Here is a 22,569-nt window from a genome sequence, read left to right as displayed (position 1 = left end):
TTATTGGAAATCGTTATTATTAATTTATTTGATTATACAGTTTCAGTTTCTAGTGGTTGTGCCACTGGAAAATCTATCGGAATTTGTGTTGTGGAGTGCAGATAATTTGAAATGGTTTTATCACCTACTAATGCAATGAGGTCAACTAAATTTCCTTTTGAGTAACCTGCACTAAAAAAGTTCTCTAATACAGAGGCTTCAGTTCTTCCTCTATTTTCTGTTACGTTTTTTGCCAACTGCGCTAGTGCATTAAGTTTTGGGTTAGATGATGAATAACCAGCTCTAAACTCTAGAATTTCATTATCGTTAAATCCATTCATTTTACCAATTGCGGTATGAGCAGATAAACAGTAAATACAGTCATTAACTTGGCTTACTGCTAAGTTGACCACTTCTTTTTCTTTTGCAGAAAGTGAAGTTTTTGCGCTAGAAAAAGAAAGGTAATTTTCTAAAGCGGTATCACTATGTGCATAAGTGGCATAAAGGTTTGGTACAAAGCCAAGTTTGCTTTTTAGATTATCGAAAATGGCTTGATTATTTTCGCTGACTTCGTCTCTTTTTGGTACATTAAATGTGCTCATAATTTTTAATTTTTTGTGTTTTAATTATATCTGTTATTGTATTGGGACATGTGGCTTTTCACTATCACAATAGAAATCGTGAATTTGCTTTTGCTCACAATGTGTTTTCGGATTAATAGTGTGTTGAATTTTCTGTTTTCCTCTTCTGAAGATGTCTATCAGATTAAAAATGGAAGTATGTTTTAAATTCATCTTTTCGTTGTTTTAATATTACAATGCAAAGATGGAATCATCGACAGGGTCAAAGAATGGAAAAACTGCCTAACAACTTGTCAATTTTTCCCTAGTTGTTGGTTTTGTGTTGTTTTTGAAATTGGGAAGGAGATAAAGACGTGTGTTTTTTAAATAATCGGCTTAGATGAGAAGCATCATCAAAACCAATACCGTACGCAATTTCTTTAGCAGATTTATCGGTGTACAGTAATTGCCTTTTCGTTTCGAGTACAATTCTATTGTGAATAATCTTTAGTGGGCTTTTATTGAATTTTGCAAAAGTATTAGATAATGTTTTGGGAGATTTAAAAAGCTTATCAGCATAAAAGGCGACACTGTGCTCTTGTCTAAAGTGACTTTCTACTAATAAATTAAAGTGTCGCAGTAAGTCTATTTTAGATTCTTGCGATTTTAAAGCATCCGAATTATTCTTAAGTATGCGTGTAGCCTTTATCATAAAACGCGCCATTAACATCCTTAACATTTCTGCTTGTATATTGTCTTTAGTATCGAGCTCGTCTAGAAAAACACTATGTAATAAATTAAATTTAGTTTGTTCTTCTTCTGACAGATTTATAATCGGGATAAAATCGTGTCCAAAGAAAATAAGCCCAGCACAACCCACTTCTTGATCATGATCTTTAATACAATAAAATTCTCGGTTAAATTGATAAACGGCCAAATCCTCACCTTCAATGAATTTAAAGTTTTGTACTGGTGTTAGTGCTAAAATCTTATTGGCTTCTAGTGTAAATGGGATGCCGTCAACTTCAATCAGTGCTTTTGATTTGCGTGTCCAAATAAAGGTAAAAAGACCTATGGGTTGTGTTGTTTTGAAGGGTTGAAGTATGCTTTCATCAGCCACATTTAAAATGGCACCTGTACTAAATTCTTTAAACTCTTTAATCATGTAGAGGTTGTCAATATTTCCCTTGAAACCTTACAGTAATTAGAAGAAGATTTCTTGTGCCAATCTAAAGGTGTTGGCATGTGCATTAACAATTGTTTTAATGTCTGGAGAATAGCCTCCACCCATAGAACACATTACAGGTATATTATGGTCTTTGCAACTTTGAAGCACAAATCGATCGCGCTCCTTACATCCTTCAACACTCAGTCCTAGCTTCCCCAACTTATCTGATGATATCACATCTACGCCACAGAGATAGTAGATAAAATCTGGCTGTTCTTGGTCTATGAGCTTTGGTAGTGTAGATTTAAGTAAATCTAAGTATGTTGAATCTTGTGTATCATTATCTAATGCAATATCCAAATCACTTATTTCTTTTTTAAAAGGATAGTTGCTTTTACCATGCATTGAAAATGTAAATACAGATTTGTCGTTTTGAAAAATTTCTGCCGTGCCATTTCCTTGATGCACATCGAGATCTACAATGAGAATTTTTTTGGCTAAACCTTTGTTTTGAAGGTAGCGCGAACCAATGGCTTGATCGTTGAGTAAACAAAAGGCTTCACCACGGTTGGTGTAGGCATGATGCGTACCTCCAGCAATATTCATAGCAATGCCATGCTCTAAAGCTCGTAAGCTTGCTTTAATGGTACCATCTGCTATAATGACCTCGCGTTCTACTAGTACTTCACTTAAAGGGAAGCCAATTTTTCTAGCGGCACGTTGATCTAAAGTTATATTAACGAGATCATAGTAATATTCAGGTTCGTGAACTGCTAAAATATACTTATCGTTTGGCTTTGAGGGTTCAAAAAAATTGGCATTTGTACATGTACCTTCATGCAAAAGTTGTTGCGGTAAAAGCTCATACTTTTCCATAGGAAAGCGATGGCCTTCGGGTAATGGATGCCTGTAAATGGGATGATATGCTATTTTTAGCATGTTGTTAAATACAATTTAGTCCAAAGGTATTGACTTTTCTTCTGAAATAAATTGTCCATTATTAGCGATACCTTCGATAAACAAAGTAAATGGTACTTTGGGTGTTGCAATTTTAAAACTAACAATACCTTCTGCATTAGTATGAAGTTCTGGTTTCCAGTCGATGGTACCATAACCTTTATAAAATTCACTTTTATAACTGGCATATTTAGGAACATAATATGTTTTCTTTTTACTAAATGTAAGTGGCAATTCAATATCCTGTGTCGTTTGATCTTGCCTACCTCTGAACATACTCTTAAAATCTGAGTAAATTCTTAAGGTTCCATTAGCACCTCTAGCACCTTCACCAGTACCATCCCTGTTTATTTCAACATAGTCAATGTTGGCAATAGGGAACTGATACAAGAAACCGGTATCTGTTAGCGGAACATCATCAAAGAAAACTTGCATAGGACCACCTCCAAGAATACTTCCAGAAGATCTTCCGTTAAAATAAGACATGTTACCACTTTCAGCATTGTAAACAGATCTTACACGGAAAGTTAATAGATAGTCCTCAAGAAATAGATAGGTTAATTTATCTAAGTCGTTGACCTCTTTCACAATTCCAAATACACTTCTACTAACTCGTTCTGTTTTGGTTTTAATATCCTCAAACTCTGCTTCGATAACAACCTCCTGGAGTTCTTGTACGTTATCAAAATTTAAAAGGATAGGGTTTGTATTAGTGAGGCTTTCTGAAATTTTATAGGATGTCTTCGGCTTTAACGTTTTAAAATTATTAGATAGTCTTGGAATGTGACTAGGGAATGATTGTATGTAAAGTTGAGCAGGTAACATCTTTTTATTATCCTCAACTCTAGACAACAGAATTTCATCAGATTCTTCAGGGAATATACGGTCAAATATGAATGAATTTCCATTGTTTGAAGATTGTTTGTACTGTGGGGCATTATCCTTAAAATGATGGAGTACATAAACATCCTCTAGGTGGTCAGGATTGTTAATGTTTGCTTTTAATAAAATCCCTTGTTCAAATGGAAATTTTAACTTCTCTGGGAGAAATAAATTGTTCCAATCATAACTACTCCAGCCTTGAGTTAGCAGTAAATTATCTAAGTCATACTTTTTCTTTTCATCGACATTATTAAAATAATATTTTGCGTATTCTATAGCGCCTTTAATGTAGGGCTGTAAATAAGTTTGAGAAATAATACTATTGTGTCTATTGTATGATTTTGACTCTTTAGGTAATACCGACACACTTATGTTATTAAATATATTAGGATCAATATCTCTATACTTTAATTGTACAGACACAGAATCAAATTCTTTCGTTGTGTTTATAGAATTTGAAGTAAGTGCATTTATACCATTATAATTAAAGAATAAACGTTCGGCAACCGGAGTTTCATTTTCATTAAATAGCGTTATAATGTTGGTACCAACTGGGATATTTGCATATTCAATGGCTTTAGTTACTACAGTGTTATCTGTAAAATAGATATCCATTATTTCGTAGCCATCACCATTATGTAGCATAAGTGTATACCTTTTGTTCTGTATTAAGGCTAAGGTTTCTTGATTCGTCACTACAGAAGCAAAAAGTTTATTTTTTAGATGTCTTACGTTTAAGACAATACCATTTTTTTCAACAGAATGCCCTAAAGGAAAACTGAAATCTTTATTGGCATGCTTAATTTTTACTGTATAGGTACTGTTTATATCAGCAAATAAAGGAAACTTACCTATACCTAGTTTGTTGGTTTTAAAAGTGGTAATGACTTCACCGTTATTATTAACAACCTCGCCAGATGCCTCAGGTAATCCAAAGCCTTGACTATCTTTTATAACCACACCAATATTATTCATTACTCCATGAAGTAGGTGACCACTTTCTGGCAAAAATTGGGCGTCTATATCATTTTTAACTATGCTCTTCTTAACATATGATTCAACTTCTGGATCTATAATCTTTATCGCTTCGGAATAGAAATTAGGTTCATCGAAATTTCGCATGTAATTGGTGTAGGCTTTTATATTATAAAACCCTGAAGAAAAAAGAGAATCTACGGCGATAACATTTGAAGCGACTCCGTTATTTACTTTTACTAGCTGTTGTTTAATCTGCTTATTGTTTTCATCAGATATACTTACATACAGATTGGTGGTAATTAAGGATGGTGTTTTTTCTTTCTTATCAAGGACATAGGCTGTAAACCCAATACTCTCACCTTTAACATAGGTGGACTTATTTAAATGAAGATATACCACTTCTCTGGGAGCCTCAACATAATGTTCATAAGCTTCAAAAATTGTATTGTTTTCCTGAGAATGAAGCGTAAAGTTGAGAATAAAAACAAAAAATATAATGTGGAGGAGGTGAGAGGTAGTTTTATGCATAGCTAATTATTTTTAATATAAAAATATCAAAAACTATGCCCGAATTCACCTACTTTAACTCCAATTTAAGCAATTGGTTAAAGATAAGTAACACTTTAATAGTAAAGCTATTAACTTATTTTTAATCCGTTAGAAACGTCTTCTAAATCTGGATTAACAAAGACCAATTTACCGTTTTCATCCTCGGTCATCAGGATCATCCCTTGACTTTCTACACCTCTTAGTTTACGCGGTGCAAGATTGGCTAAAACCGTAACCTTTTTACCAATAATCTCTTCTGGTTTAAAAGATTCAGCAATCCCAGAAACAATTGTTCTGGTATCAATACCTGTATCGACTTTAAGAACGAGAAGTTTTTTTGTTTTAGGCATTTTCTCAGCCTCAAGAATCGTCCCTACACGAAGATCTAATTTTGTAAAATCCTCAAAACTAATTTCTTCTTTTTGAGGCTCAACAGTTTTGTTAGCCAGTTCATTTGCCTTTTTACTTGATTCTAACTTATCTAATTGGAATTGAATAGTCTCATCTTCTATTTTAGAAAAGAGCAATTCTGGTTTTCCTGTTTGGATGGTGTGACCTGGCGATAATAAAACTTCTTTTTTATTAATATCATCCCAAGTGTTCTGATTTTCTTTTAAGATTCCTTTCAATTTACCCGATGTAAACGGTAAAAATGGTTCACACAATACTGCGAGCGCTGAAGCGATTTGAAGTGCGATAAACATTACTGTTTTTGTGCGGTCTTCATCTGTTTTAATTGTTTTCCAAGGTTCTTCATCTGCGAGATACTTGTTTCCAAGACGGGCTAGATTCATCAGTTCTTGGCTACCTTCTCTAAAACGGAATCGCTCAATAGAGCTTGATATAACTGATGGATAGGCTCTTAGTTCTGCTAAGGTTTGTTCATCAGTTTCTGTGAATTCAGCTGGCTCAGGAATGCTACCGTCATAATACTTATTGGTAAGTACAATTACACGGTTAATGAAATTTCCAAAAATAGCTACCAACTCATTATTGTTCCTGGCTTGAAAATCTTTCCAAGTAAAATCGTTGTCTTTAGTTTCTGGTGCATTGGCCGTAAGGGCATAACGCAACACGTCTTGCTGGTTTGGGAAATCCTTCAAATAATCTGGTAACCAAACAGCCCAATTTTTTGAGGTAGATAATTTGTTCCCTTCTAAGTTTAAAAATTCATTGGCTGGAACATTCTTTGGTAAGATATAAGACCCTTCTGCCTTTAGCATAGAAGGGAAGATAATACAGTGAAACACGATATTATCCTTTCCAATAAAATGATAGAGTTCGGTATTTTCATCTTTCCAGTAATCCTCCCAATTTTTGCCTTCTCGTTCAGCCCATTCCTTAGTAGAAGAAATATAACCAATTGGTGCGTCGAACCAAACGTATAAAACTTTTCCTTCACCGCCTTCTACTGGTACTGGGATTCCCCAATTTAAATCGCGAGTTACAGCTCTTGGTCTTAGGCCATCGTCTATCCATGATTTTACTTGGCCGTATACATTAGGTTTCCAGTCTTTTTTATGGCCTTTTAATATCCATTCTGTTAGGAAATCTTCATGTTTGTTTAAGGGTAAGAACCAATGTTTTGTTTCTTTTAGTGTTGGGACATTACCAGTAATTGCCGATTTAGGATTTATTAAATCCGTAGCATTTAGGCTAGATCCACAATTTTCGCATTGATCACCGTAGGCTTCTTCATAACCACATTTTGGGCAGGTTCCTGTAACAAAACGATCAGCCAAAAATTGATTGGCTTCAGCATCGTAAAGTTGTTCAGAAACTTCTTCTACAAATTCGTTTTTATCATAAAGCGTTTTAAAAAACTCAGAAGCCGTCTCATGATGAATTTTTGCAGATGTACGAGAGTAATTATCGAAGGAAATTCCAAATTCTTCAAAGGAATTTTTTATAATCGCATGGTACTTATCCACAATATCTTGAGGTGTTACACCCTCTTTCTTTGCTTTAATGGTAATTGGGACACCATGCTCATCGCTACCGCAAATAAATGCAACATCGTTCCCTTTTATTCTTAAATATCTTGAGTATATATCTGCTGGCACATAAACACCGGCCAAATGTCCTATATGAATAGGTCCATTTGTGTAAGGTAAAGCCGCTGTAATGGTATATCTTTTTGACATACGTTATAATTTTATGAAGGGCAAAATTACAACATTACTTTGTAGTAATAAAACCAATAGGTTTGGCTTAACTAAAGGCAGACTTTAACCGCTATTTTATTATTAATGACTTACTATAATTTTGGCTTCCAATCGATATTCTATATATGTATTGTCCAACACTTAGTTTTTGTTTTACAGTATTCTTAATGCTTACACTATGCTCGCCTGCAAATAGCATTTCATTTTTTAGGGTCGTAATCTCTCTACCCATAATATCAAATAACTTAATAACGGTGTGTTGTGTATATGGATTAGTAATCTTAATTATGGAGTCGTTATCCGTATACAATACAAAATGCTTAAAACGATCACGATTAATATCATTAACACTAAGAGAGCTACAATTAAAACCGAGATCTACTCTTGCGTAATTTGTATTTAAAAGGGCTTCATTAACTAAGTCTGCATCTATACATAACCATTCTTGCATTATTGAGGCATAAACCTCTCTAAAATCCTGTGTGTATTCTAAGTTACCACTTGGATCACTAATATTAGGATGTTGACTAATAAATCCGTTACCTTCTAATGCTGGTCCAAACAACATTAATGGTGCCGCTGCACCATGGTCAGTGCCATTAGACCCGTTTTCATAGATTCTTCTTCCAAACTCACTTATGGTCATGGATAAGACTTTATCATCAAAACCAGCTTGGGCTAAATCATCATAAAATACTTTTAGCGAGTTAGATAAATCGGTTAAAAGCTCTCTGTGCTCATTTACCTGGTTGGCGTGGGTATCGAAGCTTCCTAAGCTAACCATATAGACTTTAGTTCCTAAATTCCCCTTAATTAGACGTGCTACAATAGAGAGCTGTTGCCCAAGTTGTGAGTCCATGTATTGTTCACTATTTGCACCTTCTGTGTAAGCCTCGTGTATAGTGCCTGCATATTGGTAAGTGGTATTAATTGTACCTCTCATAAACTCTAGTTGTTCACCATAGATACATTCTGGGAAACTAGTCATGTCATGCACTGTTCCGGTTTGAGCAATGGCCTCCAATTGACCAGGATTTGCAACGGAAAATGCATAATTATTAGAATCACCATCAAAAATGAGATTTCCAATACTTCCAATTTGCACTGCGGCAGGTTTAGAAGGTGGATTTAAGAGATATTCAGGATATAATTCCTCAAAATGCCTACCTAACCAACCTGTTTGAGTGGAGCTCGTCGGATCTGTGGAAGCCCAAATATCTGAGCCAGCAAAATGCGATTGACTCGAATTTTCGTAACCTACACCATGGACTACTTTCATGCCACCATTGTCCCAAAGATTCAATAGGTCGGTCATAAAATTTGGAATAGCAAAATCTGGTGATAAGGCTGTAACCTGATTGAGATGATGTCTAATATTTGGTCTATTTATAGCATAGGTGTCATAATCGTAAATAGGTACAATTGTATTAAGGCCATCATTGCCGCCTTTAAGTCTTATTATGACCAGGACACGATCTGATTCTGTATTGCTTATCGCGGCAGCTAATTTAGAATTGCTAGAGGCTGAAAGTGGCATACCACCAAGCATCATAGTTCCGGCGCCAGAAAGACCAAGAGCTTGTAAAAAAGATCTTCGATTCCATTTTTTATGTTCTTGATCATGGGCACTAGTGCCCAATTTCTGATTTTTATTTGAATGCTGATTACACATAGTTGTAGGTTATTTGAGTTGAAATTCTGGGAGTTTGATGAGGTGAAGTAATAATAGAACTACTTGATAGGGCACGGAGTCAAATTGAAGATTCCAAATTTGATTAGTATAATAATTTTCTGGTAGATTATGTTTTAGTACATCTGTTGCGGCTTCATAATCTTCAGTAGTATAAAGTTCTAAAGGCACAAATCTATCGATGATGCTTTTTGCAACGACATAAGGGTCATTACTATTATTGGAACTCTCAATGGCAAACGTTCTAAAATCTTCACTATTGGTATTCCAAGTATTCCAAATGGTCCATTGTAAAATTTCCCATCGGCCTGTAAGTGTGCTCGAGTTTATCCAATCTCTATCGCCTTGCCATCCTGCAACATCAACAGGCTCAAACATTTGTTGTCCCATCACACCATTGAAATAGATCATAGCTTCAAAAAATTCTTGCTCTAAGCTAAAATTGGTAATGTTGAGGTAGGACATGGTCATATCATATGGACTCATTATCTGCGTTCCAATGGCATTATGATCAAAGAAATGCTCACTTTTAAATAGGGTTCTAAGCACATTGGCAATGTTAAAATCTTGAACAAAGAGTGTTGCCATTTCTGATACGATATCTTCGTTAACAGTTGCACTTACAAAATGCGTATAGAGTTTTCTACATATATGTGAAGCAATTAGTGGTGCTCTTTCTTGAAAAAGGATGTCTATTACATCGTTATAATTCCAATTGCCTGTTTGATTAAATATGGTCTTTTCAGAATTATCAAAAGTACTAGCTTCAAAATAAATAGGATTAGACCAATTATAATTTTCTCTATGGTTATAACCGGTCAGCGCTTTTGAAGTTTCTACAATATCTTCTTGAGTATATCCATTATCAACGCCTAGTGTAAAAAGTTCATAGAGCTCTCGTGCATAATTTTCGTTAGGGCTAAAGTTAGTATTCTCAAAACCATTCAAATAAACAAGCATAGCTGAGGATAATCCAATATCTCTAACAAACTCCTGGAAATTACCAAATGCATGTTGTTCGATTATACTATAATATTCATAGAGATAATTACTCAAATAATAGTCTTCGAGACGAGTTACAAAATGATTACTCCAAAACATAATTAAGCGACCTTTAAGACCAGTAGTCTGCATCTGGTCCATAACGGCTAGCATTAATTCTTTATGATTCGCTTGGGTTTGTTCGTTAAAGTCTAATCCCAAATTCGCATAATCTTCATTGTTGTAGTTTGCCCACACTGGTGTAGGCCAATCGGATGCATATAAGGATTCATTAACGAGCTGATCAATAAAAAGACTTGGTGAAATTTGCAGTGCATTGTTGATCATACTCTTATTGGCGTCATAGCCAATTCTGCGAAAAGCATGTCTTATCTTTTTTTCATCCCATGGATTTTCTGTTGATGGGACATAAGGTTCTAGCGTAGAAGTAATGCAATTTGTAATAACAGGCATAAGCAGGATTTATTTAATAATACTAACAAAATGGGGAGGGAAATATTATATAAGTACGGTTAAGATAGAAAATTTGGATCATTTTTGTTAAATAAATATTAAAAAAGTAATTGACTAAATCTTCGCGTTATAGTTTTTATATTTACAAAAAGCAATATTTATGAGTTTAAAACACGTTTTTGTTTACTCTATAATTGGTGTAATTTTTTTTCTTTCAGGAAATTTAAATGGACAAGAGCATACTGAAAATTTTACCGCAATGACCGATAACATTATTCAACCTCCATACTTAAAAAAAGGTGATACTGTAGCCATTGTTGCACCATCAGGAATTTTAAAAAGTCGTGAAGGCGAAATACAACAGGCAATTCGTTTATTAGAGAGTTGGGGCTTACAAGCCATTGTAGGTAATCATGTTTTTAGTAAAGCAGATCATTTTGCTGGTACAGATGCGGAGCGCTGTGAAGATTTACAACAAGCAATGGATGATCCTAGCATTTCGGCTATTTGGTGTGCTCGAGGTGGTTACGGAACAGTTAGGATATTAGATAGATTAGATTACACAAAATTTAAAAAGAACCCTAAGTGGTTAATTGGCTATAGTGATATCACTGCTCTGCATAATCAAATGCATAATGAAGGTTTTGAATCTTTGCATGCTTTAATGTGTGTGAGTTTAACAAAGGATATTTCTGAAATTGAAGCTACTGTAGATTCTTTTAAATCTGCAATATTTGGAAATCCAATAAATTATACACTCGAAGGCAATGGAGCTAATAGAGTCGGTCGTACAAAAGGGCAACTTGTAGGTGGAAATTTAACAATCTTACATACCATGCTTGGTTCTAAAACCAGTATTGATACTACCGGAAAGATATTATTTATTGAAGAAATAGGAGAGTATAAATATCATATTGATCGGATGCTTCAAAGTCTAAAACGTGCTGGCTATTTTGATAACTGTAATGGTGTCATAGTTGGTGATATGTCTAAACTTAGAAAGAACACTACACTGTGGGGAACTTCAATCGAACAACTCATTCTTGACGCCTTATCTGAATATGATTTTCCGATTGCTTTTAATATGCCAGCGGGTCATGAAAAGGATAACCGTGCTTTAGTATTAGGAAGAACAGTTACCCTAGATGTCGGTAAGGAAAAATCTACGATAGTATTTTCTAATTAATCGAGTTCCTCTAACACTGAATTAGATAATTCATTTCCTGATTTATCTATATCAACAAACCAAATATTAGTTACACAAGTTCGGTTTATGTCGGTATTATTAGGGCAATTTTGTGTAGTTCCCTTTATACGATAGCCTTCAACTGTTATTTCAGCGGTATAACCATAATCATTGTAGAATTTACCATAGGTATTCTCCCATAGTTTTTTACCAGATTTATCGGTTTTAATCACATAGAAATCATAGTTTCCTTCTCCAAAGGAGCTCGTTGAACCTATAATTAAATATCCGTCCTTAGTAGATATTATAGAGCTTGCTGTATCGTAACTACTTCCACCTATCCTTCTAGACCATATTTCATTCCCATTGGGATAGTTTTTGGTTAATAAAATATCTGAGGAATCACCATTAACTGAACCTATGGTACTAACTTGAATAGAACCGTTTTCTGTTTCAACTTTTGGATGAAATTTTAAATTGTCTACTTTTTTAAAACTGATGTTCTTGGCACGGCCATAGCTTAGTTTTAATTCAGTTATACGATTAAATCGGTCTCTTATAACTTTAATGTAATAACTGTCTCCGACTAATAAATCAACATTATTAAATATCGAAACATCTAAAACGCCCTCTTGATCTGAAAATTGAGAGATAAGATTTCCATCTTCATTAAGTTTAAACTCAAATCGCAGATTTAATTCTGAATTGGTATAGGTACCGACAAATGATTCTATATCTTCAAAAGAAGCTTGTGGCACATCGACTTTTGTATATACAGGAGCTGCACCAGATGCATAATAAATAATCATTTTATCATTGTAGAAACGAAGTTTTTCAGACGTATTTCCTGCAAAATAAAAGGTCGAAGAATTTTCGGGTATGAGCTCTAGACTAAGGTAATTTCCTTGTTTAAAGTAAATTTTATCCTCTTGTTTTTCAATACGTGTTAAGAACCCACTTTTAGTATAATATTGACCGAGTATTTCTATGTTTGATGTTGAAGTAGTATCCTCAAAATAATTAGTGTCATAATTAGTCACTGATTCTAGAGGTGGTAATATTAATGATGCAATTTCATCAGCCAGTAAGTCGCTTCTAATATTTCCATTATTACTCATTATAAAAATTGATAATTTCTCCGCAGGAAATCTTAAGGCTTGAGCATGGTATGCGTTTGTTACACCATCGTGGTGAACTGCGGTTCTGCCAAGTCGGTCATCTAGTTTTAAACCAAATCCATAATCGGTAATCTCACTATTTGGTATCGGTTTTTGACTATTTATTAATAAGGTGTTTCCATTAAGATTTGCGTTTTGGATTGCCATTTCAAACTTTAACTGATCTTTTAGTGTCGTATAAAGAAAACCTTCGCCAGCTGTTTTTGTAACTGATATAGAATGAAATATTTCGCCATAACCCCAATCTGAGTAGGGTGCAGCTTTGTTTGGGATAACACCCATATATCTTTTTATAAATGATGTTTCATCCATGCCTAAGCTTTGGAAAAATGCATCTGAATAGTCTGTAAATTTTTGACCTGATATTTTTTCAATAATTTTTGCCAGAATCACATAGCCAGAATTACTGTACACGTATCTAGAGCCAGGTTTAAAACCTAAATCTTCTTGTTTTTCTAATAATTCTATGACATCATCATTGTCTAGTCCAACTCGTTTCCACCAGACATCACCAGAAAGATCAAACAATTCTACATAATCTCTAATACCACTGGTATGATTTATAACATGACGAATTTTAATATCATCATCTACAGTTTTAAATAGATTTGGAAGGTATGTTCTAATATCATCTTCTAAACTTAATTTACCTTCCATTTCTAGTTGCAAAAGCATTAGTGCAGTAAATTGTTTTGCTGTTGATGCGATATTAGATCTAGTTTTTTCATTCACTTCAACTTGATGTTCGAGATTTGCTAATCCTCTATATCTTTCATAAATGACTTTACCATCTTTAACGATGCCAATCATAATGCCTGGAGCATCATAATTAACTTTGGAATTAACTAAAGTGTCAATTTTATCTATTGGTAACTGAGCTATTAAAATAAATGAGCTGAGACATAAAATGTGTGAAAGAAAATATTTCATATTGTAATTATTTTAAGCAAATGTCTGTTTAAATCAGATGCTAAACGCTTCAAATCTCGATTTGAGACCTATTTATTCTTAATCTTAGACAAATAATCTTTAGGGGAAAGATTTGTGCTTTTTTTAAAGGCCCTATTAAAAGTCGCTTTGCTGTTGAATCCACAATCCAATGCTATTCCGAGAAGTGTTGTGAAATTTTGTTCACCTTTATCAAGTTTTGCTTTTACAGCTTCAATGCGATAGTGATTAACAAAGTCATTAAAATTCATATTGAATTCATTATTAACAGCACCCGAAACAGTTTTGGTTGTAATATTAAGTTCTCGAGCAACATCAGTTAATGTGAGTCGTGGGTTTTCATAAAGTTGTTCTTCAACCATTAAGACGGTCAACTTATGTTTCCATTCAGAGAAATCTTTCCCAAAATCAATAACATTGTCTGTGGTTTCATGCTTTTGATTATGCTCGTCAAATACATTAACTGTTTTCAACTTTTCATTCGCCAATGCAATTTGTCGTACTACGTTGCTGTAACCTGTTATTGCGATATAATAAAAAACAACAGAGAATGCTATATAATGCCAAAACTGACTTCCGAAATTTCCCCATTCAGGATTAAGAATAAAGAACATCACACGCAAGACTAAGATGCCTAAAAATGCAATCATGAAATTTCGCATCCATTTAAATAGAACAGATTCAGCATAACTAACAGTTTCAAAAAGTAGATTTTTATAATTAAAGTAGTATCGCAGACTTAAAACCAAGTAAAAGCCCATTGACACTAATCCTGTAGCTTGGTACCAATTTGATAAATCTTTATCTCTTTTGTCTGCATAAAAATAATACTCGTAGAGAATTAATTTATCGGTTACAAAAACAATGAGGCTATATATAAGATATAGAATAGCTGGAACGAAATGTAGGTAGTCTCTTTTTACCAACTTAAAACTTCCATTCAATTGCGTTTTAGTATAAAAATAGAAAACAGGACCAATTAGATAGACCTGCATAAAAGGGATAAAAAATAGTATATCGGCAGTTAGGTCTTTTCCATACCAGCCTGCATACCCAAGCATATACGGAACTATATACATGGCGTAGAGAAACATTAATAGGCTCAACCATTTACTAGCTTTGTGATTGTAAATAATTCCTTGCCGTAGTAAAAGAAAAACGAAAACTAGCCCATGAAAAAAGAAGAGTAGTAATAATGAACTTTTTTCATTAAAGCTAAATGGAAAATTAATAATGAGATTGATGAATTAACTGATTTAGATTATGACTTAAATTTAAGACTATTTTTCTATTTTAGACTTATGGCAGAGCACAATAGGCTTGGAAAAAAAGGAGAGCAGCTTGCTGTTGACTTTCTAATTAAGAAGAATTATATAATTCTTGAGCGTAATTATCGCTTTGAAAAAGCCGAAGTTGATATTATCGCTTTAAAAAATAATATGCTGGTTATTGTTGAGGTTAAAACAAGGTCTTCTACCGAGTTTGGAAACCCTCAGGATTTTGTAAAGCCAAAACAAATTAAAAATTTAGTAAAAGCCGTAAACGAGTATGTAATAGAGAATAACCTAGATGTAGAAGTACGATTTGATATTATCGCTTTAGTTAATACTAATGAAAGGTTTGAAATCGAACATCTAGAAGATGCTTTTTACCACTTTTAAAGATAGATGTTAGTGATTGTAAAAAGCAGGCTGTAAAAAAGCACATTAATTACCTTGTCTTTTAATTCTAATTTTTGGAATCTATTAAATTCAGACTTTAAGGTCCCAAAAGATAATACGGATCCCACAAAAATTACACCCAATGCCAAGAACCAATATAATGACTTTGGATACGGCAATGTAACATTTGTTATAAGGAACAAAATTATCAGCACGCTCGAAATGATTAATCTTTTTTCACTTTTAGCATTAAGATTATTCCGTAAAGAAATGACTCTAGTCTTATTTAATATAAAGGCAGATAATAGGGATAATATACTAACTGTTAGGATCATTTGATAATCAGATTTTACTTATATAAAAATACTCATTAAGGGGAATAAATTGAAATATTAAGGCTTTTTAACAACAACTTATTTGTAAAAATTCATTTCGTCTATATAATGCCACACTTTATCGGGTAGCATTGGTCTAATATTTCTTCCAGACTTAATTTCGTTCCTTATAAACGTAGAAGAAAGCTCCATTATTGGGGCAGAAATGTTAAAAATTTTAGGGTGTTCGTTAAATTGAGTTTCAACTTTTCCGTCGGATAATCTAGGATATACTAGAATATCATGGTTGGCAAGAATTTGCTCATAATTTTTCCATTTATGAAAACTCTTTAAGTTGTCTTCACCCATTATTAAGGAGAATTCATGTTGTGGAAACTTTTCTATTAAATATGTCAAAGTATCAATAGTGTAGTTAGGTTGCTTGAGCCCAAACTCTATATCAGAAGGTCTTAACTTATTGTAGTCCTTTGTTGCCAAATACACCATTTCTAATCTTTGGTGATCATCTAGTAAACTACTTTTTTTCTTAAAAGGACTTTGGGGAGTTACAACAAACCAAACCTGGTCTAATTCACTATTTTCAACCAAGTGATTTGCAATAGTCAAATGGCCAATATGAATTGGGTTAAACGTACCAAAGTATAATCCAATCTTCATTTTAACTATTTAAAAATTCCGATACCTTATCGTATGCGTCGGTTAAAGCCTCTTCAAGGTTTGCGTTTACAACTATAGTGTCAAAAAGAGGAGCTGTTGCGAGTTCAGCAGGTGCTTTGGCAACGCGCATACTTATTTTCTCAGGGCTTTCTTCGCCACGATCTTTAAGGCGTCTAACCAATTCATTTAAATCTGGAGGTTTTACAAATACTGCTAAAGTTTGATCTGGAAACTTTCGTTTAATTCTTAAACCACCAGAAACGTCAATATCAAAAATGACATGTTTACCCTTAGCCCAAATACGCTCAACTTCTTCTTTTAAAGTGCCATAAAAGTTATCTCTATAGACCTCTTCCCATTCGAGAAATTCGTCGTTTTTGATTTTGTTTTTAAACGCTTTAAGGCTTAAGTAGTAATAGTCTTTGCCATGTACTTCATTACCTCGTTTATCTCTTGATGTGGCAGAAATTGAAAATTCTAGATTAAGTTCGGGCTGGTTGAGAAGGTGCCTAACTATTGTGGTCTTTCCAGATCCTGATGGTGCAGAAAATACTATGAGTTTACCTTGTGGTGTCTTTTTTGTCAAAACAATTTTATTTAAAGCACATTCAATAATTGTTCCTTAATCTTCTCTAGCTCATCTTTCATTTGCACAACAAGTTTCTGCATTGGAGCATAATTTGATTTAGATCCAATAGTATTTATTTCTCGCCCAATTTCTTGAGAGATAAAACCCAGTTTTTTTCCGTTTGAGTCTTTAGAGTTTAAAGCCTGTACAAAATATTTTAAATGATTATCTAACCTCACTTTTTCTTCAGTAATGTCAAATTTTTCAATGTAATAAACGAGCTCTTGTTCAAACCTATTCTCATCTACTTTTTCTTTTATTTCAGAAAGACCCTTTTCGAGTCTCGCTCTTACACCATCAATACGTTCTGGGTCCATGGTGATAACGTCTTCTAAAAGCGAACCTAATGTTTCGATACGGCCCAAAAAGTCTTCTTTTAAAGTATTTCCCTCGTCACTACGATAGTCTTTTATTTTAGAAATAGCTTCTTTAATACCATCTTCTATTAATGCCCATTCTTCTTCATCTATATCATCGCGCTCAGTGGCAATAGCATCTGGTAATCTTATAGCCATTTGTAAGTAGTCGACATCCTCACCAGTTGCATCAACCTCTCGAAGTTGTTTAATATATTGCTTTACAACCGAGGTGTTGATTTTAGAACTCGTATCCTCTCCTGTAATTTCTACAAAAAGTGAAAAATCTACTTTCCCACGGATTAAATGTTTTGCAATGAGTTTTCTTATATCCAATTCTTTGGCACGATAAGTAGAAGGCATGCGTGCATTAACATCTAGGTTTTTGCTATTGAGAGACTTCAGTTCTATAGATATTTTTTTTGTCGGGAGTTGCAATATAGTTTTCCCGTAACCTGTCATGGATTGTATCATTACAAACAGTAAAATTTTAATGGCGCTAAGGTACAAAATTGAATGATTATGGAATCTTTTATTATCACTTAATACGGCATGGAGTTACAAGTATACTTTCGTAATTTTGCGCTTTTAAAAATTAAAATTTCATGTATAAAAAACAATTTGAAATACGTTGGAGTGATGTTGATGCTAATGGCCACCTTGCTAATTCTGCATATACCAATTTTATGAGTCATGCGAGGATGTCGTTTTTTGGTGAGCATGGTTTTTCAATGGCAGAAATTAGAAAGCACAATATCGGGCCTGTGGTTTTTTATGAACACATGTACTATTTTAAGGAATCCTTCATTGGTGCACCTATAACAGTGACCATTGAGGTGTCTGGTCTAAGCGAGGACGGAATGCTATTTAAATTTGAACACAACTTTTACAACGAGAAGGGAGATAATTTAGCCTATTGTGAAATGCAAGGTGCATGGATTGATTTAAAGAAAAGAAAATTGACGGAATTGCCAGATGTTTTACTTGAATTGGCTAATAGCTTCCCAAAATCTGAAAGTTTTAAAATCTTGACCAAGGCAGATACACGTTCACATGGGATATTACCCAAACCATTGAACCTTACTTAAACGGTTGATGCTGTTTAAAGGATTTTATCTGAACATTTTTAATAAATGGCTTAAGAATTTGATTTGGGAGATATCTTCTGTGTTTGCAGTAACAGGTAAGATTAATAGGTTTTGCGCCTAAAGTACTTTTAATTTCTGAAGCTGTTCTTCCTAAATTAATCTGCTTCGATTTGGTCGAAATACCTAACCGTACATAATCATTTAATATTCTTGGGTAAATAGCATATTCTTTGTTCTTAGAATAATCTATTCCGATAAAATGTGCATCTAAGTTTGTTTGATTTTGCATGGCCGACAGAAAGCCCACAAGTTGTCCGTCTAAGAAATAACCTTTAACAGTAAATTTATCTTCAAATGCTTTTTTGAGTAAAGAATAAGTATCGAGATTTAGGATCTGTGCATTAAAATCGGCATTATCAATTGTGTTTTGATATAATGCTTGTAAATCATCTTTATACTTTAGAATATCATTTGCATCAAATACCTTTACTTCTAAGGGTTCGCTCTTTGAGTCTGCTCTGTTTGCTTTAATACGATACTTAGATTTTAATGCATTTTTAAAATTTTCAAAAGAGGTCCATTCGTCTTTTAAAGTTATAATCATGTTAGATTCAACTTGCATCGCTGCGTAATCAAAGGACTTTAGATGTTCTGTTATATAAAGGGATTCATCATGAAAGTCTTTGATGAATATTGTATGGAGTCGTCTAGTCGCCTTTGTCAATTTTTTTACTCCTTCCGCAAGGGCATTAAACGTTTCAATTTTATCTTCACCATCTCGCAGAAATGTTCCATATTCACCGCTTAAAAATACGTTTCCACAAAATAAAACACGCAGTTGATTATTGCAGAAAGATCTATTTACGATAGCTCTTAATTTTGATGACATTCTGATATTCTTGGTGATGGTCTCAACACCAATTGTAACAATTTGTGTATTTGCAAAAGCAACAGCTATATCACTCTTAAGTATAAAGATGTAATTAAATTCGATGGTTTGGTTGGCCTTTTCAAATGCAAACAAAAAATCTGGAGAATAGTATATATTATCAGAGCAATTGAGATTTTCCCAGTATTGTTGTGGGATATCAATAACTGAATTAAATATTTTTGATTTTAAAAGCAATTTAATTTGCGTTTTTAGGCTTCTTAGTGACTAGGTAAACTCCAGCAAATATTAAAAGCATTGCAGATAGTTTTAATAAATCAAAAAAATCTGCACCTACATATAGAGCAAAAAGACCAGCTATAACAGGTTGAAGGTAAATAAATATACCGACAGTTGATGCTTTTAGTTTATTCAGCGCAAGTGGGTTTAATAAATATGTTCCAAATGTTGCACCAATAATTACAAATAAGACAGAGTAAGTAATTGTAGGTGTAAAGGATCCCCAATTTACTTCGTTAAGTTCGCTATACCCAAACGGAATTAGAAGTATTAGTCCAAATAAAAACAACCACTTAATAAAAGAAAATGGGTGGTATTTTGAAGTTAGTTTTTTTATGAGGATAACATAAATACTGTATGAAATTGCATTTAGGAATATTAATAAATTTCCTAGTGGAACATTATCTCCCGCTCTAGATGATTTTCCGTAAATAGTAAGGATTAGCGCACCGATTAATCCTAAAATGACGCCAAAAACTTTTAGTTTGGTAATTTTTTCACCAAGAGCATATGCTGATAAAATGAGGATAATTATTGGTGTTATCGTCATTATTGCAGAAGCATGTATCGGTGATGTAAATTCTAACCCTTTAAAAAAGAAAAGCATATTTATAACCACTCCAAAAACTGCGGCTAGAAACAGTTTTATAAAATCGCCTTTTTCAATTTTTTCTTGTGGAATAAAAAGACTAATTAACCAAAATAAAACTGTTGCACCAGCTACGCGTAACAATACAAAACCAAAAGGTTTAATATAACTACCGTTCATAACTAATTTGGCAATAGTGTAGTTTAGGCCATATAATAATTGCACCATAAATAGTGCAAATAATGCAAAACCCCTACTGGTCATTTAGAGCATTTTTTGTTGCTTCAATTACTTTTTTGGAATTACCAATAAAGATTGTATCATGTAATATAGTAACAGGTCGTTTTAAAAATGTATAATGCTCAAGGATGTAATTTTTATAATCATTATCAGATAAATTTTTGTCCTTAAGACTAAGTTCCTTGTAATGGCGTGCTCTCTTGCTAAATAAACTTTCGTAGCTATCGGTTAATCGACGCATTTCTTCTAATTGATCGTTAGAAATAGGCTCTGATTTTATGTCTTGAAGCACCATGTCATCAGGTGGATTCAATTCGTTTATGATTCTAGCACACGTATTACAGGTGCTGAGATGGTACATTTTCTTCATTCTATAATTGTCAAAAATTTTAGCAGTACAAGGTAACCTTATTTCAGGTTAAAATTAATTACATTTAAGAAAAATATAAGTCTATGAATTGGGCATTTGACATTACCCTCAAAAACAGAAAACTCTTAAAAAGTTTTATTGAAAATTTATCAATCGAAGAATTAAATCATATACCTATAGGATTTAATAATAATATAATTTGGAATATTGCACATGTCATTGTTACGCAACAATTATTGGTGTATAATCTTTCTGGATTGCCGATGCTGATTGGTGATGAGATGATTGCTTCCTACCGAAAAGGCACAAAGCCAAGTTCAGATCTAAATCAGGCTGAGGTAGATTTTATAAAAGGATTACTTTTTTCAACTATCGAAAAGACTAAAGAAGATTATGATGCAAAAATTTTTCAATCCTATAATGAATATACAGTAACTACTAAAAGTACATTAAGCAATGTAGAAGAAGCTATCGAATTCAATAATTTTCATGAAGGTATTCATCTAGGTTATATATTAGCGTTGCGTAAATCAATTTAGAATTATGGAATATTATTCAATTGCTACTATACTCATTGTTATTTCGGCAATATTTGGGTACATCAATGTGAGGTTTATAAAACTCCCAATTACAATCGGTCTTATGCTAATCACATTAGTATTTACGCTTGTAATTGTTATTATTGGTCAATTTGATGATACCCTTTTAGTAAGAGAAAAGGCGTTTATAACTAGTATTGATTTTGAGACTGTTTTATTAGATATAATGCTGAGCTTTCTTCTTTTTGCCGGAGCTTTACATACCAATTTTGACCAACTAAAGGTGCAACGAGGCCCTATTTTAGCTTTTGCGACCTTAGGTGTTTTGGTATCTACCTTTCTTGTGGGGACAATAATGTTTTATGTAGTTAATTGGATTGGGATTGAAGTTACGTTTATAAATTGTTTACTGTTTGGTGCATTAATCTCACCTACTGATCCGATTGCAGTTCTTGGGATATTAAAAAAAGCAGGAGCACCCAAAAAGTTAGAGACCAAAATTGTAGGAGAATCATTGTTTAATGATGGTGTAGGAGTGGTTGTTTTTTTAACCATTTTTGCTATTGCTGCTAAACCAAACTCTAGTATAGATTTTTCAGATATTGCAACACTTTTTGGTCAAGAAGTAATAGGAGGGATAGCACTTGGACTTTTTCTAGGTTGGATTACATACAAATTGATGAAATCTATCGACAACTATGAAATCGAAGTTATTTTAACACTTTCGGCAGTTATGGGAGGGACTATGATTGCACACAAGTTTCATCTTTCTGCACCTTTAGCTATGGTTACAACAGGTTTAATTGTTGGGAATGATACTGTAAGACATAATGCCATGTCTAAGACTACAGAAACCTATGTCGATAAATTTTGGGAACTCATAGATGTCTTATTAAATACTATCTTATTTGTACTAATTGGTATGGAGATGTTGGTATTAACGCTAGAAGGAAACTACGTCTATGCTGGGTTATTGGCAATACCAATAATTCTACTTTGTCGTTATGTGTCATTATGGTTGCCAGTAAAGTTTTTTGCAAAACGCTTAGATTTTGTGCCTAAGACCAATTTAATAATGACTTGGGGAGGATTAAGAGGAGGAATATCAATAGCGTTGGCTCTTAGTTTAACGAGCGACATGCATCGTGATCTATTCCTAGTTATAACCTATATTGTTGTGGTAGTTTCAATTGTTGGACAGGGATTAACGGTAGAGCCAATTATTAGAAGGTTGACTAAATAA

Annotated in this window: 21 protein-coding genes; 5 read left to right on the top strand and 16 right to left on the bottom strand. The window is 33.5% G+C overall.

The features are described 5' to 3' along the window. Positions 1-32: 32 nt before the first annotated feature. The 8 genes from ACRHOC_RS02485 to ACRHOC_RS02450 all read right to left on the bottom strand — a co-directional run bounded on the left by ACRHOC_RS02485 (position 33) and on the right by ACRHOC_RS02450 (position 10,383). A complete protein-coding gene (locus ACRHOC_RS02485) occupies positions 33-581 on the bottom strand; it encodes a carboxymuconolactone decarboxylase family protein (protein WP_431156933.1) in 549 nt (182 codons plus the stop codon). Between the two features lie 33 nt (positions 582-614). After that, positions 615-773 (bottom strand): hypothetical protein, encoded by a 159-nt coding sequence (locus tag ACRHOC_RS02480; protein ID WP_431156932.1) that lies wholly within the window; start codon positions 771-773, stop codon positions 615-617. A 91-nt stretch (positions 774-864) separates the two neighbouring features. Next, a complete protein-coding gene (locus tag ACRHOC_RS02475; protein ID WP_431156931.1) occupies positions 865-1,704 on the bottom strand; it encodes a helix-turn-helix domain-containing protein in 840 nt (279 codons plus the stop codon). Between the two features lie 39 nt (positions 1,705-1,743). Beyond that, positions 1,744-2,646: a histone deacetylase family protein gene (locus ACRHOC_RS02470; RefSeq protein ID WP_431156930.1), complete on the bottom strand. Its 903-nt coding sequence runs from the start codon at positions 2,644-2,646 to the stop codon at positions 1,744-1,746. Between the two features lie 15 nt (positions 2,647-2,661). Then, positions 2,662-5,052, bottom strand: coding sequence for a hypothetical protein (locus ACRHOC_RS02465; RefSeq protein WP_431156928.1), 2,391 nt, complete (start codon positions 5,050-5,052; stop codon positions 2,662-2,664). Between the two features lie 110 nt (positions 5,053-5,162). Continuing rightward, positions 5,163-7,217, bottom strand: a complete 2,055-nt coding sequence (gene metG, locus ACRHOC_RS02460; RefSeq protein WP_431156927.1) for a methionine--tRNA ligase — start codon at positions 7,215-7,217, stop codon at positions 5,163-5,165. A 91-nt stretch (positions 7,218-7,308) separates the two neighbouring features. After that, positions 7,309-8,910 carry a DUF1501 domain-containing protein gene (locus ACRHOC_RS02455; protein ID WP_431156926.1) on the bottom strand — a complete coding sequence of 534 codons (1,602 nt, stop codon included), beginning with the start codon at positions 8,908-8,910 and terminating at the stop codon, positions 7,309-7,311. Positions 8,911-8,919: 9 nt separating this feature from the next. Continuing rightward, a complete protein-coding gene (locus tag ACRHOC_RS02450; RefSeq protein ID WP_431156925.1) occupies positions 8,920-10,383 on the bottom strand; it encodes a DUF1800 domain-containing protein in 1,464 nt (487 codons plus the stop codon). Positions 10,384-10,543: 160 nt separating this feature from the next. On the opposite strand from ACRHOC_RS02450, the gene ACRHOC_RS02445 reads away from it, so the two are divergent. Then, a complete protein-coding gene (locus tag ACRHOC_RS02445; protein ID WP_431156924.1) occupies positions 10,544-11,569 on the top strand; it encodes a S66 peptidase family protein in 1,026 nt (341 codons plus the stop codon). On the opposite strand, the gene ACRHOC_RS02440 is transcribed toward ACRHOC_RS02445, so the two are convergent. Both ACRHOC_RS02440 and ACRHOC_RS02435 read right to left on the bottom strand, forming a co-directional pair. After that, on the bottom strand, positions 11,566-13,677 hold the full coding sequence (locus tag ACRHOC_RS02440; RefSeq protein WP_431156923.1) for a serine hydrolase domain-containing protein: 2,112 nt from the start codon (positions 13,675-13,677) through the stop codon (positions 11,566-11,568). The two genes, ACRHOC_RS02445 and ACRHOC_RS02440, sit on opposite strands and share 4 nt — an antisense overlap. 68 nt (positions 13,678-13,745) lie before the next feature. Then, entirely contained in the window at positions 13,746-14,789 is a 1,044-nt protein-coding gene (locus ACRHOC_RS02435; protein WP_431156922.1) for a helix-turn-helix domain-containing protein, read from the bottom strand. 207 nt (positions 14,790-14,996) lie between these two features. Here ACRHOC_RS02435 and ACRHOC_RS02430 point away from each other — a divergent pair, with 207 nt between their 5' ends. After that, positions 14,997-15,356, top strand: a complete 360-nt coding sequence (locus ACRHOC_RS02430; protein WP_431156920.1) for a YraN family protein — start codon at positions 14,997-14,999, stop codon at positions 15,354-15,356. 413 nt (positions 15,357-15,769) lie between these two features. On the opposite strand, the gene nadD is transcribed toward ACRHOC_RS02430, so the two are convergent. Genes nadD through ACRHOC_RS02415 form a run of 3 tightly spaced genes read right to left on the bottom strand, consistent with a single transcriptional unit; the run spans position 15,770 to position 17,806 of the window. Then, complete coding sequence (gene nadD / locus ACRHOC_RS02425) at positions 15,770-16,348, bottom strand: nicotinate (nicotinamide) nucleotide adenylyltransferase (protein WP_431156919.1); 579 nt, start codon at positions 16,346-16,348, stop codon at positions 15,770-15,772. Between the two features lies 1 nt (position 16,349). Further along, positions 16,350-16,934: a guanylate kinase gene (gene gmk, locus ACRHOC_RS02420; RefSeq protein ID WP_431156918.1), complete on the bottom strand. Its 585-nt coding sequence runs from the start codon at positions 16,932-16,934 to the stop codon at positions 16,350-16,352. Between the two features lie 11 nt (positions 16,935-16,945). Beyond that, a complete protein-coding gene (locus tag ACRHOC_RS02415; protein ID WP_431156917.1) occupies positions 16,946-17,806 on the bottom strand; it encodes a YicC/YloC family endoribonuclease in 861 nt (286 codons plus the stop codon). Positions 17,807-17,937: 131 nt separating this feature from the next. On the opposite strand from ACRHOC_RS02415, the gene ACRHOC_RS02410 reads away from it, so the two are divergent. Then, positions 17,938-18,420 carry an acyl-CoA thioesterase gene (locus ACRHOC_RS02410; RefSeq protein WP_431156916.1) on the top strand — a complete coding sequence of 161 codons (483 nt, stop codon included), beginning with the start codon at positions 17,938-17,940 and terminating at the stop codon, positions 18,418-18,420. Here ACRHOC_RS02410 and ACRHOC_RS02405 read toward each other — a convergent pair. The 3 genes from ACRHOC_RS02405 to ACRHOC_RS02395 are packed head-to-tail and all read right to left on the bottom strand — an operon-like array spanning position 18,413 to position 20,787. Then, positions 18,413-19,546 (bottom strand): hypothetical protein, encoded by a 1,134-nt coding sequence (locus ACRHOC_RS02405; RefSeq protein WP_431156915.1) that lies wholly within the window; start codon positions 19,544-19,546, stop codon positions 18,413-18,415. The genes ACRHOC_RS02410 and ACRHOC_RS02405 overlap by 8 nt on opposite strands. A gap of 1 nt (position 19,547) precedes the next feature. Then, positions 19,548-20,441 carry a DMT family transporter gene (locus ACRHOC_RS02400; RefSeq protein ID WP_431156914.1) on the bottom strand — a complete coding sequence of 298 codons (894 nt, stop codon included), beginning with the start codon at positions 20,439-20,441 and terminating at the stop codon, positions 19,548-19,550. Further along, a complete protein-coding gene (locus ACRHOC_RS02395) occupies positions 20,431-20,787 on the bottom strand; it encodes an arsenate reductase family protein (RefSeq protein ID WP_431156913.1) in 357 nt (118 codons plus the stop codon). The genes ACRHOC_RS02400 and ACRHOC_RS02395 overlap by 11 nt, the downstream gene beginning before the upstream one ends. 83 nt (positions 20,788-20,870) lie before the next feature. On the opposite strand from ACRHOC_RS02395, the gene ACRHOC_RS02390 reads away from it, so the two are divergent. Next, positions 20,871-21,326: a DinB family protein gene (locus tag ACRHOC_RS02390; RefSeq protein WP_431156911.1), complete on the top strand. Its 456-nt coding sequence runs from the start codon at positions 20,871-20,873 to the stop codon at positions 21,324-21,326. Positions 21,327-21,330: 4 nt separating this feature from the next. Next, a complete protein-coding gene (locus ACRHOC_RS02385) occupies positions 21,331-22,569 on the top strand; it encodes a cation:proton antiporter (RefSeq protein ID WP_431156910.1) in 1,239 nt (412 codons plus the stop codon).

Origin of the sequence: Winogradskyella poriferorum, from assembly GCF_050618035.1 — a bacterium.
Lineage (GTDB): Bacteria > Bacteroidota > Bacteroidia > Flavobacteriales > Flavobacteriaceae > Winogradskyella > Winogradskyella poriferorum_A.
Note: the sequence above shows the minus strand (reverse complement) of the source record. Positions and strands in the feature narration are given on the sequence as shown.

Bases quoted from the DNA above. Each gene is read 5' to 3' on its own strand.
- ACRHOC_RS02400 (WP_431156914.1), bottom strand. From the start codon at position 20,441: ATGACCAGTAGGGGTTTTGCATTATTTGCACTATTTATGGTGCAATTA.
- ACRHOC_RS02485 (WP_431156933.1), bottom strand. From the start codon at position 581: ATGAGCACATTTAATGTACCAAAAAGAGACGAAGTCAGCGAAAATAAT.
- ACRHOC_RS02440 (WP_431156923.1), bottom strand. From the start codon at position 13,677: ATGAAATATTTTCTTTCACACATTTTATGTCTCAGCTCATTTATTTTA.
- ACRHOC_RS02470 (WP_431156930.1), bottom strand. From the start codon at position 2,646: ATGCTAAAAATAGCATATCATCCCATTTACAGGCATCCATTACCCGAA.
- ACRHOC_RS02455 (WP_431156926.1), bottom strand. From the start codon at position 8,910: ATGTGTAATCAGCATTCAAATAAAAATCAGAAATTGGGCACTAGTGCC.
- ACRHOC_RS02435 (WP_431156922.1), bottom strand. From the start codon at position 14,789: ATGTTTCTCTACGCCATGTATATAGTTCCGTATATGCTTGGGTATGCA.
- ACRHOC_RS02385 (WP_431156910.1), top strand. From the start codon at position 21,331: ATGGAATATTATTCAATTGCTACTATACTCATTGTTATTTCGGCAATA.
- ACRHOC_RS02390 (WP_431156911.1), top strand. From the start codon at position 20,871: ATGAATTGGGCATTTGACATTACCCTCAAAAACAGAAAACTCTTAAAA.
- ACRHOC_RS02475 (WP_431156931.1), bottom strand. From the start codon at position 1,704: ATGATTAAAGAGTTTAAAGAATTTAGTACAGGTGCCATTTTAAATGTG.
- ACRHOC_RS02445 (WP_431156924.1), top strand. From the start codon at position 10,544: ATGAGTTTAAAACACGTTTTTGTTTACTCTATAATTGGTGTAATTTTT.
- ACRHOC_RS02465 (WP_431156928.1), bottom strand. From the start codon at position 5,052: ATGCATAAAACTACCTCTCACCTCCTCCACATTATATTTTTTGTTTTT.
- ACRHOC_RS02410 (WP_431156916.1), top strand. From the start codon at position 17,938: ATGTATAAAAAACAATTTGAAATACGTTGGAGTGATGTTGATGCTAAT.
- ACRHOC_RS02480 (WP_431156932.1), bottom strand. From the start codon at position 773: ATGAATTTAAAACATACTTCCATTTTTAATCTGATAGACATCTTCAGA.
- ACRHOC_RS02430 (WP_431156920.1), top strand. From the start codon at position 14,997: ATGGCAGAGCACAATAGGCTTGGAAAAAAAGGAGAGCAGCTTGCTGTT.
- ACRHOC_RS02395 (WP_431156913.1), bottom strand. From the start codon at position 20,787: ATGAAGAAAATGTACCATCTCAGCACCTGTAATACGTGTGCTAGAATC.
- nadD (WP_431156919.1), bottom strand. From the start codon at position 16,348: ATGAAGATTGGATTATACTTTGGTACGTTTAACCCAATTCATATTGGC.
- ACRHOC_RS02415 (WP_431156917.1), bottom strand. From the start codon at position 17,806: ATGATACAATCCATGACAGGTTACGGGAAAACTATATTGCAACTCCCG.
- ACRHOC_RS02450 (WP_431156925.1), bottom strand. From the start codon at position 10,383: ATGCCTGTTATTACAAATTGCATTACTTCTACGCTAGAACCTTATGTC.
- metG (WP_431156927.1), bottom strand. From the start codon at position 7,217: ATGTCAAAAAGATATACCATTACAGCGGCTTTACCTTACACAAATGGA.